This window comes from Streptomyces sp. NPDC054813, assembly GCF_053611365.1.
On record NZ_JBSHAF010000038.1, the window covers coordinates 22,574 to 36,201 of the forward strand.

The 13,628-nt window shown below is 69.0% G+C and carries 18 protein-coding genes and 1 pseudogene; 10 read left to right on the forward strand and 9 right to left on the reverse strand.

What is annotated here, in order from left to right; all coding sequences use genetic code 11:
- Positions 1–37: 37 nt before the first annotated feature.
- Positions 38–1,003 (reverse strand): zinc-binding dehydrogenase, encoded by a 966-nt coding sequence (locus ACWGJB_RS45405; RefSeq protein ID WP_453385902.1) that lies wholly within the window; start codon positions 1,001–1,003, stop codon positions 38–40.
- A gap of 120 nt (positions 1,004–1,123) precedes the next feature.
- On the opposite strand from ACWGJB_RS45405, the gene ACWGJB_RS45410 reads away from it, so the two are divergent.
- Positions 1,124–1,621, forward strand: a complete 498-nt coding sequence (locus ACWGJB_RS45410) for a MarR family winged helix-turn-helix transcriptional regulator (protein WP_453385903.1) — start codon at positions 1,124–1,126, stop codon at positions 1,619–1,621.
- Between the two features lie 10 nt (positions 1,622–1,631).
- Here ACWGJB_RS45410 and ACWGJB_RS45415 read toward each other — a convergent pair whose 3' ends face one another.
- Positions 1,632–1,742: a zinc-binding dehydrogenase gene (locus ACWGJB_RS45415; protein ID WP_453385904.1), complete on the reverse strand. Its 111-nt coding sequence runs from the start codon at positions 1,740–1,742 to the stop codon at positions 1,632–1,634.
- Positions 1,739–1,903 carry a hypothetical protein gene (locus tag ACWGJB_RS45420; RefSeq protein ID WP_453385905.1) on the reverse strand — a complete coding sequence of 55 codons (165 nt, stop codon included), beginning with the start codon at positions 1,901–1,903 and terminating at the stop codon, positions 1,739–1,741. The genes ACWGJB_RS45415 and ACWGJB_RS45420 overlap by 4 nt, the downstream gene beginning before the upstream one ends.
- Before the next feature lie 39 nt (positions 1,904–1,942).
- On the opposite strand from ACWGJB_RS45420, the gene ACWGJB_RS45425 reads away from it, so the two are divergent.
- Together ACWGJB_RS45425 and ACWGJB_RS45430 are read left to right on the forward strand one after the other, a co-directional pair.
- A complete protein-coding gene (locus tag ACWGJB_RS45425; protein WP_453385906.1) occupies positions 1,943–2,662 on the forward strand; it encodes an MmyB family transcriptional regulator in 720 nt (239 codons plus the stop codon).
- A complete protein-coding gene (locus ACWGJB_RS45430) occupies positions 2,652–2,957 on the forward strand; it encodes a hypothetical protein (protein ID WP_453385907.1) in 306 nt (101 codons plus the stop codon). Before ACWGJB_RS45425 ends, ACWGJB_RS45430 begins: the two co-directional genes overlap by 11 nt.
- Before the next feature lie 274 nt (positions 2,958–3,231).
- Here the strand turns inward: ACWGJB_RS45430 and ACWGJB_RS45435 are convergent, their stop codons facing one another.
- Positions 3,232–3,435, reverse strand: a complete 204-nt coding sequence (locus tag ACWGJB_RS45435) for a cold-shock protein (protein WP_020120296.1) — start codon at positions 3,433–3,435, stop codon at positions 3,232–3,234.
- Between the two features lie 463 nt (positions 3,436–3,898).
- On the opposite strand from ACWGJB_RS45435, the gene ACWGJB_RS45440 reads away from it, so the two are divergent.
- Complete coding sequence (locus tag ACWGJB_RS45440; RefSeq protein ID WP_453385953.1) at positions 3,899–4,690, forward strand: CPBP family intramembrane glutamic endopeptidase; 792 nt, start codon at positions 3,899–3,901, stop codon at positions 4,688–4,690.
- On the opposite strand, the pseudogene ACWGJB_RS45445 reads toward ACWGJB_RS45440, so the two are convergent.
- Positions 4,661–5,114, reverse strand: a pseudogene (locus ACWGJB_RS45445) (DNA polymerase/3'-5' exonuclease PolX); the annotation flags it as partial. The gene ACWGJB_RS45440 and the pseudogene ACWGJB_RS45445 overlap by 30 nt on opposite strands.
- A 96-nt stretch (positions 5,115–5,210) precedes the next feature.
- The gene (locus ACWGJB_RS45450) at positions 5,211–6,014 is read right to left on the reverse strand and encodes a VOC family protein (RefSeq protein WP_453385954.1); all 804 of its coding nucleotides are present in this window, start codon (positions 6,012–6,014) and stop codon (positions 5,211–5,213) included.
- A 150-nt stretch (positions 6,015–6,164) separates the two neighbouring features.
- On the opposite strand from ACWGJB_RS45450, the gene ACWGJB_RS45455 reads away from it, so the two are divergent.
- The 3 genes from ACWGJB_RS45455 to ACWGJB_RS45465 all read left to right on the forward strand — a co-directional run bounded on the left by ACWGJB_RS45455 (position 6,165) and on the right by ACWGJB_RS45465 (position 7,223).
- A complete protein-coding gene (locus ACWGJB_RS45455) occupies positions 6,165–6,380 on the forward strand; it encodes a hypothetical protein (protein ID WP_453385908.1) in 216 nt (71 codons plus the stop codon).
- Between the two features lie 286 nt (positions 6,381–6,666).
- Positions 6,667–6,837 carry a DUF5133 domain-containing protein gene (locus ACWGJB_RS45460; RefSeq protein WP_453385955.1) on the forward strand — a complete coding sequence of 57 codons (171 nt, stop codon included), beginning with the start codon at positions 6,667–6,669 and terminating at the stop codon, positions 6,835–6,837.
- A gap of 173 nt (positions 6,838–7,010) precedes the next feature.
- Positions 7,011–7,223: a hypothetical protein gene (locus ACWGJB_RS45465; RefSeq protein ID WP_453385909.1), complete on the forward strand. Its 213-nt coding sequence runs from the start codon at positions 7,011–7,013 to the stop codon at positions 7,221–7,223.
- Between the two features lie 23 nt (positions 7,224–7,246).
- Here the strand turns inward: ACWGJB_RS45465 and ACWGJB_RS45470 are convergent, their stop codons facing one another.
- On the reverse strand, positions 7,247–8,089 hold the full coding sequence (locus ACWGJB_RS45470; RefSeq protein WP_453385910.1) for a hypothetical protein: 843 nt from the start codon (positions 8,087–8,089) through the stop codon (positions 7,247–7,249).
- Positions 8,090–8,328: 239 nt separating this feature from the next.
- Between ACWGJB_RS45470 and ACWGJB_RS45475 the strand changes: the two genes are divergently transcribed.
- The gene (locus tag ACWGJB_RS45475) at positions 8,329–8,634 is read left to right on the forward strand and encodes a hypothetical protein (protein WP_453385911.1); all 306 of its coding nucleotides are present in this window, start codon (positions 8,329–8,331) and stop codon (positions 8,632–8,634) included.
- A gap of 299 nt (positions 8,635–8,933) precedes the next feature.
- On the opposite strand, the gene ACWGJB_RS45480 is transcribed toward ACWGJB_RS45475, so the two are convergent.
- Entirely contained in the window at positions 8,934–10,619 is a 1,686-nt protein-coding gene (locus tag ACWGJB_RS45480; protein WP_453385912.1) for a ribonuclease J, read from the reverse strand.
- An 86-nt stretch (positions 10,620–10,705) separates the two neighbouring features.
- Here ACWGJB_RS45480 and ACWGJB_RS45485 point away from each other — a divergent pair, with 86 nt between their 5' ends.
- Both ACWGJB_RS45485 and ACWGJB_RS45490 read left to right on the forward strand, forming a co-directional pair.
- A complete protein-coding gene (locus ACWGJB_RS45485; RefSeq protein WP_453385913.1) occupies positions 10,706–11,104 on the forward strand; it encodes a hypothetical protein in 399 nt (132 codons plus the stop codon).
- Positions 11,105–11,615: 511 nt separating this feature from the next.
- On the forward strand, positions 11,616–12,155 hold the full coding sequence (locus ACWGJB_RS45490; protein WP_453385914.1) for a hypothetical protein: 540 nt from the start codon (positions 11,616–11,618) through the stop codon (positions 12,153–12,155).
- Positions 12,156–12,335: 180 nt separating this feature from the next.
- Here the strand turns inward: ACWGJB_RS45490 and ACWGJB_RS45495 are convergent, their stop codons facing one another.
- Positions 12,336–13,154 carry a hypothetical protein gene (locus tag ACWGJB_RS45495; RefSeq protein ID WP_453385915.1) on the reverse strand — a complete coding sequence of 273 codons (819 nt, stop codon included), beginning with the start codon at positions 13,152–13,154 and terminating at the stop codon, positions 12,336–12,338.
- Positions 13,155–13,628: the final 474 nt, after the last annotated feature.

Consider the following 13,628-nt stretch of genomic DNA (forward strand, 5'->3'; position numbering starts at 1 on the left):
TAAGTCCAGTAGGCGCTGCATGACGGTCCTGCCGGGGTCAGGGCACCAGGACGGTGCGTACGCCCGGGACCTCGGGTGCGGTCCACGCGGTTTCCACGTCGGCGAGGGGGACCGGCTTGGCGGTGACCGTGAGACTTCCGGCCTCGATCTCGTCGACCAGGGACGGCAGTTCCTCCAGGTACGTCCGGGTCGAGACCGCGCCCTGGCCGTTCCCCTGGAGCCGGAAGTTCGCCGAGCGCAGTGCCACTGACGGGAGTTCGATGGCGGGGCCTGCCATGGCGCCGATCTGGATCCAGTTCAGGGCACGGCTGCGGTCGGGCCGGGCCTGGAGCAGCGTCATGATCGCGTCGCCGGCGGGCTTGCCCCAGAGGTAGTCGATGACCAGGTCGACTTCGGCGGCTTCCTGGGCCAGCGCCGCTGCGGTGGCGTCGGCGTCGTCGGTGAGCGCGACGGTGGCGTCCGCGCCGAGCCCGGTCAGGGTCGCCAGGCGGGCCTGGTCGCGGCCGGCGCCGACGACCCGGCCGGCGCCGAGCCGCTTGGCGACCTGGACGGCCATCTGTCCGGCGTTGCCGGTGGCCCCGAGGATCAGCACCGACTGCCCGGCCTCGATCGGGACGCGGCGGCGCAGCGCCACCCAGGACGACATGGCCGGGTTCATCGCCGCGGCGATCTTCGCGACGTCCGCGCCGTCGGGCAGCGGGATGCTGCGGCGGCTGTCGATGACGGTCCTGGTGGCCATCGGGCCGACGAGTTCGTCATCGGCGACGAAGTACACCAGGCGGCCGTCTTCGCGTCGACCGACACCATCGACACCAGGCACCATCGGCAGCTTCCCGGCGCTGGTGTAGTGGCTGCCCGATGCGCCGGTCCGCACGCGGGGGTGCAGGCCCACCGCGAGGACGTCGACGAGCGCCTGGTCCTCGTCGGTCGGGGCGGGCAGGTCGAAGGGCTCGTAGCGGGGCGGGTTGTCGAACGAGCTGACGACGGCGGCGTGGACGTCCATGGCTGCTCTCCTCGGGCTTGGTACGCGGAACGAACAATTTAGTATGTGCCACGAAGGATTTAGTTCGTGACGCAAATCAAACTAGTAGGTGCCACGTACCTTTGCAAGTAGGATCAGGACATGACGTCATCCCACGACATGCCGACCCCGCCCGGACCACCGCCCGCAGCTGAGGGCCTCGGGCTGGTCGATGCCCTGGCCCAGCTGTCGTTCCTGGTGCAGAGCGCCCTGGCGGAGATCGCGGGGCAGCACGACCTGTCGGTCGTTCAGACACGGCTGCTCGGGATACTGCGGGACCGGGAGCCGACCATGAACCAGCTCGGCCGGCACCTCGGCCTCGACAAGTCCTCGATCACCGGCCTGGTCGACCGCGCACAGCGCCGCGGTCTGGTCACCCGCACGGCCAGCGCAACCGACCGTCGCTCATTCCAGGTATCGATCACCGATGCGGGCCGGCAACTCGTCGAGCAGGTCGCCGCCCAGTTCGCCGAGCGGATCGAGGGGTGTGTCGAACCGCTTCCCGAAACCGACCGGCAGCGGCTGTCAAGGATGGCGACCCGGATCGTGACCGCCGACGCCCACGTCCGCGGCATCGACCTGCGCACCGCACCCCACTGACCGGACCCCGTCAGACGGAGCTACGCGGCACCGTCACCACGTGCTTGCCCGCGACGCCGCCCCGCTCGAACGCCTGGTGCGCCGCGGCGATGTCCGCGAACGGGTACACGCTGTCGATCACCGGCGCAGCGCGCCGGAGGTGACCTGGCCGCCCATGGCGTGCGCCAGTTGTACGGCGGCCGTGCCGACTCCGCCGGCCGCGCCCCGGACCTGCACCCGCTCCCCGGCCTTGATGTGCACCCTGTCGCGCAGCGCGATCAGCGCCGTGGAACCCGCGACCACCAGGGAAGCCGCCTCGACCGACGAGAGGTCCGCCGGGGCATGCGCGATACGGTCCGCGGAGACGACGACGCCCTCGCCCGCGCCCTGAACTTCTCCGCCGAGGAGTCCCGGCACCTGCACAGCCTCGCCGCCGCCGCGCGCATCCCGGCCCGCCCGCCGCGGACGTACGAGCCGGAGGAAGTCCCGGACACCACACGGCGGTTGCTGCGCACGATGACCTCGCCCGCTCTGGTCGTAGGCCGTTTCCTGGACGTGCTGGCCTGGAACCCGCTCGGCGGAGCCCTGCTGGGGGAATTCACCCGGCGGCCGCAGCCGCAGCCGCAGCGGGAGCGGGAGCGGAACCTGCTGGCGCTGTTCCTGCACCCCGAGGCCGACCGGGCGTGCCCGAACCGGGCGGCCACCGTCGCGGAGCTGATCGGGATGCTGCGCACGCAGGTCGCGGCCGATCCGGGGAACCCGCGCGCCGTCAAGCTGGTGGGTGAACTCGCCGTCGCATGGAACGCCTGCCGGGCCGTCGGGCGTGCCGCAGGCGCACAGTTCGGCCGGCGCAGCGCGGTGCTCGCCGCCGAACCTCACCGGGGTGGGTGGCTGGCGGTATGCTGCCGCGTGGCGCAAGGTGGTCGATCCGGTTCATCGGGCGGCCTGCGCAGGCGACTTCACCGCGCTGGGCCGCCTGCTCGGCGGCGGCCTTCCAACGGACTTCCTCACCGAGGAGTGCTCCGGGTGCACGTCGGCCGACATCGTCACCATGTGGCGTGACGAGTACGGCTTCGACCCCGCATCGCTCGCTCGTCTGCTGGAGACTTCTCCCGTCGTGGACCAGGGTGGGCTGACCTACGAGCGCGGCGACACGGTGGCGGTCTTCGCCCGGGGTACGTCGCAACTGCCGACCGAGTGGTCGGCGTTTTTCGTGCAGTGTCATGAGGACGATATGTGCGCCAGGTCGGCGCCGTCGCCATCTGACGCCCTTGACCATGCCGGTGAGGCCACGGTGCCGTCGCGGACGCCGGCCAGCGAGGCGCGCGTTTACGCAGCGGCTCGATGGCGTGGCTGATCATTGTGTCCCTGGTCGGCGCACGGCACGAACAGGATGCGAATCGGAGGCTGTCGTAGCTTTCGCCGGGGTGAAGTGAGGAGCCGGAGCAACCCTCGGGTCAGCCCGAATCCGTACACCACTTCCTCAACGCAACCCTGTGTTCCTGCCGATGGTTCATTGGCTTCCCGTGCGTGCCAAGACGCCGAGGTGCTCCCGGCACGCTGACGAATTACGGCACGCGGCAAGGCCGGCGTTTGAAGTGCGGAACGCCGGCCTTGCCGCAACAGCGGGATCAGACGGGGCGGATGTTCTCAGCCTGCGGGCCCTTCTGGCCCTGCGTCACGTCGAACTCCACCTTCTGGCCCTCCTGCAGCTCGCGGAAACCCTGGGCCGCGATGTTGGAGTAGTGGGCGAAGACATCGGGGCCGCCGCCCTCCTGCTCGATGAATCCGAAGCCCTTCTCGCTGTTGAACCACTTCACAGTGCCCTTGGCCATGACTGTCTCCTTCGAGGGAAACCGGACCCGCGCCCTGCGTGTCCGGGAGGTGATCGCCCTGGTCCGGAGAGGCGCTGAAACGCAAGAACGCCCGTGAATGCGATCACGGGCGAACGGGACTTCGGAACCACGACTGCTAGAGCAAAACGCTACACCCGCGCGGTGGCAGCCGCTATTCAGAAGGCGCCGGTGTCGGCGACTGGTTCTCTCGGTGTCCTCCCAGCCATCGCTCACCTCGGACCGTCGCCCGGCGCCGGCCCCTCGTTCGTGCGGCCGGGGGCGGCGTGGACCGCGCGGATGCATGCAGGCATTTCCCCGTGGGGTTGAGAGTCGTGTCGTAGGAAGAACCTCCAGGGGGCCTTGGCGCTGGCTTCGCGTACTGACGGCACTCACGGTCGGACTCGTCGCAGGTATCAGCATGAGCCCCGTTCCTCCGCGCTCTCCTGGCTACGCTCGGCCCGTGATGAAACGGTGGAAAGGCCACGCGACGCGCCATCCGCTGTGCGGCGCCGTCGAGTTGACGCTCGCCTGGCACGTCGTGCTGGTGCTGTTCGCCAAGGTGGTCCTGCCGCCCCTCGCCCCGTCCTGGTTTCCCGGCCTCGGCGCGACCGTGGTCAACGCGATCTGTTTCGCGGGGGCCTGGTTGGTGCTGTGGCGGTGGGGGTGGCTGCGGGCGTCCGGCGTGGCGACGCTCGGCCGGGTGCGGCGCTGGTGGCTGGCCGTCCCCATGCTCTTTGTCGCCTGCTCGTACGCCCTCGCGGGCCTCGACGGCAGCACGACCATGCTCGTCAGCTCGCTGGTCTCGTTGTTGTGGGTCGGCATGAACGAGGAGGTGTCCAGCCGGGGCCTGGTGCAGCAGATCCTTGCCCCGCTCGGGGCGACGCGCGCGGCGATCGGCGTCGCTGTCCTGTTCGGCGTCGGTCATGTGCAGAACTACCTGTTCTTCGACGCCCGGTTGGACGACACGCTGTGGCAGATGCTGGCCGCCAGGCTGTTCGGCTTCGCCTGCGCCGGGCTGCGCTTCGCGATCGGCTCGGTCTGGCCGATGGTCGTGGTGCACGGGCTGGACGACTTCTTCCAGATCCGTTCGCCGGGTGCGGCGCCGGACCGGTGGCAGGTGTACGTGTACGTCTTCCACGCCGCGTTCGGGGTGTGGTTGTTGCGGCGATACGGCAGCGGGGCCGTCGCAGAGCTGCACAGTGCTGTGCGTCAGGACCGCGACGGGCGCTCCGATCAGGCCGGGGCGCTCGACTGATGTCGGCGGAATCCACGGCAGCCCGAGCCGGGCATGGACCTCCTCCTCGGTCTCGGAGACGATCTTCCCCCCCGCTTTCGGCGTCGAACAGGCCGTACTCGGACGGCTTCAGCCCCTCGTGCACGGCCGGCTCCCGAGTGCGGATGTCGTGCGCCTTCGAGCCGGTGGAGTACTGCGAAGTCGCGCCCCAGGAATCCGGCGGTACGACCCGCAGATCGACGGCCAGCCCCTTGACGGTGTGCACCGAGGTCTTCGCCTGGCCGTGCGCGATAACCTCCGTGACGTACGGCAGCTGGGTGAACGCTTTCATCAGCGGCGCCGTTTTCTCGGACGCGACGAGGACGTCGATGTCGCCGTTCGTCTCCCGGACGCGGCGCAGCGACCCGGCGTAGGTGCAGCGGCGGCAGCCGGTCACGCGGGACAGCGGTGACCTTACGGGCCATGTCCGCCTCGCTGATAATGCCGATCACGACCTTGTCCCCGATCACTGGGAGGCCCTTGATCCGGTGGCTCCGCCTTGTCAGTACTGCCGACGCGAGGTCACCGTGAACTGGGCGCCGTCGGGGTCGCGCAGCGTGGCCTCCTGCCCGCCCTCCGCCAAGACACTGCCGCCGTACTTCCCCGCGGCTCGGACGCACGGTCCCACGTCGGCAACGGTGAAGTGGACCTGCCAGTGCGGTCGGACCGAAGGGTCGGGTGGCGTCTCCACCGAGCCCGACTCGATGCGGGCCACGACGGTGCCCTGGCTGCGCAGCAGTACTTCGCCCCCCGCGTACTCGACCTCGCAGGAGCCGGGCAGGTCCGAGGCCCATTCGAGGGCCTCGCCGTAGAAGATGGCCGCGTCGAAGGCGTCACGGGTGTGCAGGGTGATGAACGTCGATGCTGCCTGCCGCCACGCCTCCCACTCGGTGGCGAGTTTCCCCTGCCACACGCCGAAGCGGGCCCCGTCGCGGTCCGCGAGCAGCGCCGCCCTTCCGGGAGGGAAAGAGATCGGCCCCACTGCCACGGTCCCGCCGCGCTCCCGGACGCGGGCGACCGCCTCGTCCGCGTTCGCCACGGCGAAGTACGGCGTCCAGGCCACGGCCATCTGCCACGTGGTAGCCATCTCCGCGACCCCCGCGACGGGTACCCCGTCCGCCAGCGCGGTCCGGAAACGGTCGCCGAGTCTGGCGGTGCGCCACCGCCAGCCCAGTACGGCCCCGTAGAAGTCCTGCGTGGCGTCGAGGTCGCGGCTGCTCAGACTCACCCAGCACGGCGCGCCGAACACGGAACGTGTGGAGACGGCATCCGTCGCACCGGAGGAGTGTGTCGTGCCGTGGTTCATAGCCATCGCGCCCAGGGTCGTACGCCGTCAGCCACTGCTCTGCCCCCAGTGTCCGACCAGAGTTCCGGTCCTGCATGTCTGTCGCGGCGAGTTCGCGGGTCCACCCGTCCGGCGCACTTCGCTCCCCAGGCCCAATTCGTTGGATATGCCGTGGCAGCACAGCGATACGGCACGGGTGTGCAGTACACGGAGTTGCGGGTGCAGCTCCAGCGTGTCCTGGCGCGCAGCGAGCCCGCGTTCATGGGGCGCCTGGGCGTTGCCGGTGATGAGGACGGCGTGAACGGGGTCGAGTCGCCCGGCGCTGCGGAGACGCGCACCCTGGAGGGCGACCCGTATGGCCCACTCTCCAGAGGTGAACGGCGATGACGTTGCCCGTCCGGCAAGGCCCGGCAGCCTGCTGGACAGGCCCTTCGCCGGCTTCGGCCGGGGTGAACCGATCGCCGCCGCGTTCGAAGAGCTTGAGCGCGTGAACTGGCTGCTGGAAGGCGCCGCCGCCGTACCTGCCGCCGCACGGCGGACCTGTTCTGGGCGGGGCTCCGCCGTGCGACGCGGTCTGACGGCATAGGGAAGCGCGACCGCATGCTGTTGCCCCACGTCCACGTCAGGACCGCTGCCGCTGCGCTTCGCGCGTAACGGTCTGCTGCGGAATCCGCTGAACTCGCTCAGCTACCGCCGGCTCGACGACGCCGCCTACACACTCTGCGTCCTCATGGGGCAACGCAACGCCGCAGACGCCGTGGCACAGGCAGTGAGCCTTCTCGCCCGGGCCTCGACCGAGCATGGCTGGCGTCGGGGCGGGCACGCGCGCACCGCCAGCCGCTGACGCCGCACCGCGGCCGACCGCTCGTTCCGTCGGCACCCAGGCCGACCCGCGGGCGCCGCCTCGCGCGGCAAGCAGTGGATTTATGGTGGTCGTGAAGGACTTTATTCGGTCATCGAGCCGAGCGGTGTACGCCGCTTCGCCTGGTGTCCTGCCTGCCCGTCTGCGGGGGCGTCATGCGAGTCGAACTGGTCCAACCCGCCGCCAGCGTGCTCTTTGAGGTGCCGGACGAGATGCACGCGGAGATCATGGCGCTCATCGACGCGGTCACCGAGGACGCGAAGATGCGGGCCCCGGACCTGGCGGCAGCGTTCGGTGAGTGGTGCTGGCTCGTCTACACGGTCCACGGAGAGGTGATCGAAGTACTGGACGTCGGCTGCGCGCAGTGAGCCTCTGCTCGGTCGCCTGACTGTCACCGCGTATCGGGCCGGGACTCGTAGCGCAGGCTGTGGAAACGACCGTCCTCCTCGCGCCCCGCGGGGTCGCCTCCCAGCGCCCGTACCGCCTCGATCGCATACCGCTGTTCCCGCTCGTCGGTGAAGAGACGCTGCGGATAGGTGTGGGAGACATCGACGGCGGTGCTCAGACCGTGCACGGCCAGTACCCGGACGATCGGGTGGTACGACACGGTCCGCAGAACGAACGCGCTGACCCACACCGGCCTTCTGGCACCGTCCAGCAGTGCGGTGAATGTCCGGGCGGTGATATAGCTGCCGCCGCCTGTCAGCGTGATGAGGCCGACCTCGGCGAGCGCGCGCCTCAGACCAGGGCTGGGTGGACTCTGTTCCAGGTCATCGGTGAAAGCGGCGTCCAGCAGTCCCACCTCGAGGGCGTACTGCACGGCGGGCGCCGCCACGTCCAGGCCGAAGACAGGTACTGCGTCAGGTCGGCGTCGCTCGGCATAGAACTCCTTGTCCCATGCGGCGAGCTCTGACCTCGACATCGTCTGGCAAGCAGGGGAGGTGTACCGCTCGTACATCTCCGCCAGCGTGACGTCGTGGTTGAGCAGCGCGGCATTGATCCCGTACGAGCAGCACACGTCCAGCATCGCCGGCCTGCCGGGGTGGCCGTCGTCGAGCGCGGCCCGGTCGGTTGCTACCTGCCGGAAGACCGGCTGGGCATGATGCGGGATCTCGTACTCAAGCGGGGCCAGCCGCTGGAAGTACGCGCGGGGGTCCGGACGGTCGTAGATGTCATCGAACCGCGATTTGCCGCCCGCCACATCGTCGGCACCGCCAGGGCCGGATTCGGCCATTTTGTACCCCTCCTCCTGGAACGCTGATTTACGTCCATCATGTCCCGCCTTCCGTGCCGGGGACGTCTGCCGCGCACGGCGCAGTACAGGGCACACCGGGTCGCGACTCAGCCCCTGCCGACACCACAGGGGGATTCTCCGTAGCACCGCGATCGCCGCTCAGGCGCAATCGGTGCTGCGGACCTACGGTGGTCGCATGGGCGCCGACGAGCCGGGCCGACGTAGCGGAGGAGGACGGGATGGATGAACACTTCGTGTGGGTGTCGACGCGCCGCATTCGGCCGGGCACCCTCGATGACTTCGAGAAGGCGTGGCGGCCGGCCACCCGTCCGCAGGGTATGCACCGTGCCTTCGCGTACTGGTCCGAGGACGGACAGGAGATCACCGGGGTGTCCTTCTGGGACTCCAACGAGGCGTGCGACTCCTGGCGGGCCTCCGAGTCCGAGACTCAGCGGCGTGCCGCCATGGCCCCGTACGTCGTGGAGGAGCGGGAAGGCTTTTACCGTGGCCGTGAACTCGCCATCCCCAGCGGTCGCCCCGGGTGAGGGCCCTGTATGAGGGGCTCAGCAATTCAGCAGCTGTAACCGGCAAGTACGTCCGCGCGCATGCGCGCAGAGCGGCACCCTCGGTCATGACGCTCCGGTGCGGCCTGCACAACGGGCCGAGAAACTCTGCCTGACCTGCAGACTTCCCCGGCCGCGCGGTGAGTGTCATGTTTCCGATGAACCGTCCTGTGGGGTGCGGTGCTACCCCGGCCTCCTCGCGTGGTCGCTGACTCCCGAGCCCGGCCTCGATGCCCGCCGGGCCGCGAGCGGAACCGGGGAGCGCGCTGCCGTGCTGTGGCTCAGGCGTCGATGATGACGGGGATGATGAGGGGCTTGCGGCGGTGGGTGCGGAAAGCCCAGTTCGCCACGGCGCGGGCGAGGAGTTGTTCGAGTTGGCGTGCGTCCCCGACACCTTCCTCGGCTGCGGTGGCCAGGGTCTTCTCGATGACGGGGATGACCGGCTCGAAGGTGGTGTCGTCGTGGACGAAACCGCGGGCCAGGAAGTCGGGGGCCTCGGCGAGGGCGCCGGTGTCCGCGTCGACGATCGCCACCACCGTGACCACGCCTTCGGCGGCGAGGGTGAGGCGGTCCTTGAGGGACGCTTCGGTGGCGCCGCCGACTTCCATGCCGTCCACGTAGACGTTGCCGGCGGGGACCTTGCCGGTGATGGACGCGCGCCCGTCGACGAGGTCGACGACCACGCCGTCCTCGGCGATGACGACCCGGTCGGGGTCGACACCGGTACGGATGGCGAGGTCGCCGTTGGCCCGCAGGTGGCGCCATTCGCCGTGCACGGGCATGACGTTGCGGGGTTTGACGATGTTGTAGCAGTAGACGAGTTCGCCGGCGCTGGCGTGCCCGGAGACGTGCACCTTGGCGTTGCCCTTGTGGACCACGTGGGCGCCCCACCGGGTGAGTCCATTGATCACCCGGTAGATGGCGTTCTCGTTGCCGGGGATGAGGGAGCTGGCGAGCAGGACGGTGTCGCCCTTGCCGATGCGGATCATGTGGTCGCGGTTGGCCATCCGTGACAGCGCGGCCATCGGTTCGCCCTGGGAGCCGGTGCACACCAGAGTGATCTTGTGGTCGGGGAGCTTCTCCAGCTCCTTCGTGCTCACGACCAGTCCGGACGGGACCTTCAGATAGCCCAGGTCACGGGCGATGCCCATGTTGCGGACCATCGACCGGCCGACAAAGGCGACCTTGCGGCCGTTTTGGTGGGCGGCGTCCAGGACCTGCTGGATGCGGTGCACATGGCTGGCGAAGCTTGAGACGATGACCCGGCGCGGCGCGGTGCGCATCACCTGCTCGATCGCCGGATTCAGCTCACGCTCGGAGGTGGTGAAGCCGGGTACTTCGGCGTTGGTGGAGTCGGTGAGGAACAGGTCCACGCCCTCCTCGCCGAGGCGGGCGAAGGCGCGTAGATCGGTGATGCGGTCGTCGAGAGGGAACTGGTCCATCTTGAAGTCGCCGGTGTGCAGCACCATCCCGGCGCCGGTGCGGATCGCGACCGCGAGGCCGTCGGGGATGGAGTGGTTGACCGCCACGAACTCGCAGTCGAAGGGCCCGAAGCCGCGCCGGTCGCCCTCCCGTACCCGCACCGTGCGCGGCCGGATGCCGTGTTCCTTGAGCTTGGCCTCCAGGAACGCCAGCGTCAGCTTGGAGCCGACGACGGGAATGTCGGACCGCTCGCGCAGCAGGTACGGCACGCCGCCGATGTGGTCCTCGTGGCCGTGGGTGAGTACCAAGGCCACGATGTCGTCCAGCCGGTCCCGGATCGAGGTGAAGTCCGGCAGGATGACGTCCACGCCGGGCTGGGTCTCCTCGGGGAACAGCACGCCGCAGTCGACGATGAGCAGTTTGCCGGCGTGCTCGAAGACGGTCATGTTGCGGCCGATCTCACCCAGACCGCCCAGGGCGACGACCCGCAACCCTCCTGCGGGAAGGGGTGGGGCGGCTTTGAGGTCGGGGTGTGGATGACTCATACCTTGACGTTACCCGGCGAGCGGGACGGGGTGATCCATTGCCTGCGTGATCTTTTCCTCCCGACGGAGCGGGACAGGCGCAGTGGGTGCCCCGAGACGACCGGATCACGCCGACAGACGCCCGGGCGAACGTGCACCCCACGCACACCCCTCCCCGAACACAGTGCAGTTGGCAGCTAGGCCACCCTGTCGGCTACGGAGGCGAGGAGTTCAGCACCTGGGCCCAAGACACGCTGGGCATCACGATCAAGGTCGTCCCCCGCCCCAAGGACGCCAAAGGCTTCGTCCTGCTGCCGAAGAGGCGGGTGGTGGAACGGAGCGACTCCTGGACGATGCGGGCCCGGCGCAACGCGAGGGACTACGAGCTACTGATGTCCCACGCCGAAGCCCACATCCAGTGGGCCTTCATCACCCTCATGTCCCGCCGCCTGGCCCGCCCCCGCCGCCAGAACGAGGCGCCGCCGGTCACCCTCGCAGCCGCCTGAAGACCAGCACGCTACCGGTGGCGTTCGGAACAGCGACCATCGACGCCCAATCGAACGGCAAGCGGGGATCACGACCACCATTCATGCCTCCGTGAGCTGCGAAAAGAGGAAACGCAGGGCCTGTCAAACGGATCGTTGATCGTTTGACAGACCCCGACCTGGCCGTCGTCACAACGGTGCCGGTACCCCGCCTGCGTTTTCGCCTATGCCGGTACATCAGATGCTGGGAGCATTTACGCCGATCTAGGCGTCGGATCAAAATGGGGGTCTGTCGTGAAATCCGCTCTCAAACTTCTCGCGGTCCCGCTCTCCGCAGTCCTCGTCGCCGGCTGCGGCGGCTCCAGCGGCTTGGGCAACTCGGGGGGTTCATCCGGAACTCCGGCGGCCACGGCCACCGCATCGGCGGGAATCCCGGGGTGCGCCCCGGCGTGCCTCTCGGGGGGGTTCGGATCCCGGAAGCCTGCCTACGGGCCCGCATCGGACGTCACACTTCTTCAACGGGCAACTGACGGTGACCTTCACAGGACGGTGGGAGAGCCACGAGGACCAGCCCGTTGAGTTCTCCGTGGCGCCGGACGGCAGTTGGGATCTGCACCGGGTCCTGTTCTGGTCCGACCTCATCCCGGTGGGTAACGACCACAAACGTGCCGCCGGAGTTGCCAGCACCGCGTCGGGGCTGGTGGCGTGGCTCAGAACCCGCCCGAACCTACAGGTCTCCAAACCCCGGAGCGACACGATCGGCACCGACGCTCTCCCTGCGCAGGTAGTCGACATCGCGATCTCCAGCAAGGCGGTGAATGAGGCCTCCGACTGCCCGGTGCGAGCCTGCGTAGACTTTCTGACCTGGCCGAATTCTGGAGACAACGTCTATGGCCTTGCCGAGCCCGCGGTGCTACGGCTCTATCTGTCCGACATTAGATACGGAGGCAAGAGCCACCTATTCGCCATCGGGATCGAGGGGAGGGACCAGGCCGACCTCAAGGTCTTCCTCCCCGATGCGGAGCACCTGATCGCCAGTGCCGACGCCCCTGTCACCCCGGCACCCTCATGACTCGCCGTCGTGACGAGACCGCCGCCCCACAACGTTCCCGGCCGCTCTCGCGGCAGCCGCCCGAAGGTCCCCCACTGCCGTTCGGCCGGCCGTCCATTGACGCCCAACCGAACGGGAAACCGGATCACTCTCACACTTCACAATGCGCTGGCCTGCGGAAAGAGGATGTGACCCAGCTTCTTAGCCGAGCTTCCGCAGCACCTCGGCGACGGTGGCCCGGTACGTCCGCAGCGCCTGCAGCCCGGCGGCGTAGCGGTCGCGGTGCCGTGTGATGTCCACGGTCTGTTGCCGCGCCCGTGCAGCGTGCCAGAGCTCGGCCGTATGGTGGCGGCGCTTGCAGGTGACGTCCGCGACGGCGGTGGCCCGCTCCCGCTGCGTATGCCGGGTGTTGCCGTCACTGCTGCGTTGCCAGGCGTTGTCGGTGTACGCCGCGACGGGGTCGGGATAGCGCGTGAATCCTCGTTCTGCCACACAGCGGGACCACACGTCCCAAGCCGCGCGGATGCGTGGGTCGCGTTTGACCGCCTTGTCGACCTCGATCGCCCGTGTACTTGCGTAGAGCCAGTCCCGCTTGAGGTCGATGCCGCGCATCAGCCGCCGGCTCGCCTCGGCGTTGCAGGCGGGGAAGTCCGCATACTCGGCGTTGGTCATCCGGCGGCCCTTCGGGCGGAGGGCCGGGGACTTGGCCGGGTCCCAGCCGTAGCCCCAGCGGCGGGCGGTGGCTAGATCCAGGACGCCGTAGTCGGTGCCGACCGCGGTGGCGACGATGGGGTCGCTCGGGTAGCGGGGGTCGAGCGGGAAGTCCCGGTGGCCGTGCTCCGCCATGCACTGCCGGACCAGCAACGCCGATGCCCGCTGCGATTGTTGGTAGTCCTGCGGCGTGTAGTCGTAGCGGTCGGCCGGCAGGGGGCCGAGGTCCGACGCCGTACGGATGACCTCCGGCCGTCCTGGACCCGAGACACAGATCGCCGCCAGCACCGTAACGACACCCAGTCGCATCCCCCGCCTCATCATGCGAAGGGATGCTAGCGGGCGGCGTGTAGCGGTCGGCCGTGGCCCCCAGCACTCATCCACGCCCGCCAGGACTTCAAGTGACACAAAGCTTGATCAGATGACACCTACCGAGCAGCCTTCCGGACCCCTGGATCTGGGTCCGACCCGCACCACCAACTCGCCCACTACGACGCCGATATGTGTACCCCGTTTGAGGAACCCAGCCCTGGTCATCACCTTGGCCGTCATCAGGGTGCACGCTCTGCTCTTCAGCCGCATGCCCGGCCCATGGCTCGAGCAGCGAGTACGGCAATCCGGACTCTGCGGAGCAGGGGCGATCCTGATGCTGATCCGCTGGAACCTGCGCTCCCCATCGGTCCTGGCTGTTGGTATCGGCCTCGTGGCACTGGGGCATGCGATGCAGTCCCGTCGATGAGGCGCGCCGGCCCTCAAGGTCAAAAGCCAGGCTTGAGCCAGGAA

Coding starts and splice junctions, on each gene's coding strand:
- ACWGJB_RS45405 (WP_453385902.1), bottom strand. CDS start 1,003: ATGGACGTCCACGCCGCCGTCGTCAGCTCGTTCGACAACCCGCCCCGC.
- ACWGJB_RS45410 (WP_453385903.1), top strand. CDS start 1,124: ATGACGTCATCCCACGACATGCCGACCCCGCCCGGACCACCGCCCGCA.
- ACWGJB_RS45425 (WP_453385906.1), top strand. CDS start 1,943: ATGCGCGATACGGTCCGCGGAGACGACGACGCCCTCGCCCGCGCCCTG.
- ACWGJB_RS45430 (WP_453385907.1), top strand. CDS start 2,652: ATGTGGCGTGACGAGTACGGCTTCGACCCCGCATCGCTCGCTCGTCTG.
- ACWGJB_RS45435 (WP_020120296.1), bottom strand. CDS start 3,435: ATGGCCAAGGGCACTGTGAAGTGGTTCAACAGCGAGAAGGGCTTCGGA.
- ACWGJB_RS45440 (WP_453385953.1), top strand. CDS start 3,899: ATGAAACGGTGGAAAGGCCACGCGACGCGCCATCCGCTGTGCGGCGCC.
- ACWGJB_RS45450 (WP_453385954.1), bottom strand. CDS start 6,014: ATGAACCACGGCACGACACACTCCTCCGGTGCGACGGATGCCGTCTCC.
- ACWGJB_RS45465 (WP_453385909.1), top strand. CDS start 7,011: ATGCGAGTCGAACTGGTCCAACCCGCCGCCAGCGTGCTCTTTGAGGTG.
- ACWGJB_RS45470 (WP_453385910.1), bottom strand. CDS start 8,089: ATGGCCGAATCCGGCCCTGGCGGTGCCGACGATGTGGCGGGCGGCAAA.
- ACWGJB_RS45475 (WP_453385911.1), top strand. CDS start 8,329: ATGGATGAACACTTCGTGTGGGTGTCGACGCGCCGCATTCGGCCGGGC.
- ACWGJB_RS45480 (WP_453385912.1), bottom strand. CDS start 10,619: ATGAGTCATCCACACCCCGACCTCAAAGCCGCCCCACCCCTTCCCGCA.
- ACWGJB_RS45495 (WP_453385915.1), bottom strand. CDS start 13,154: ATGCGACTGGGTGTCGTTACGGTGCTGGCGGCGATCTGTGTCTCGGGT.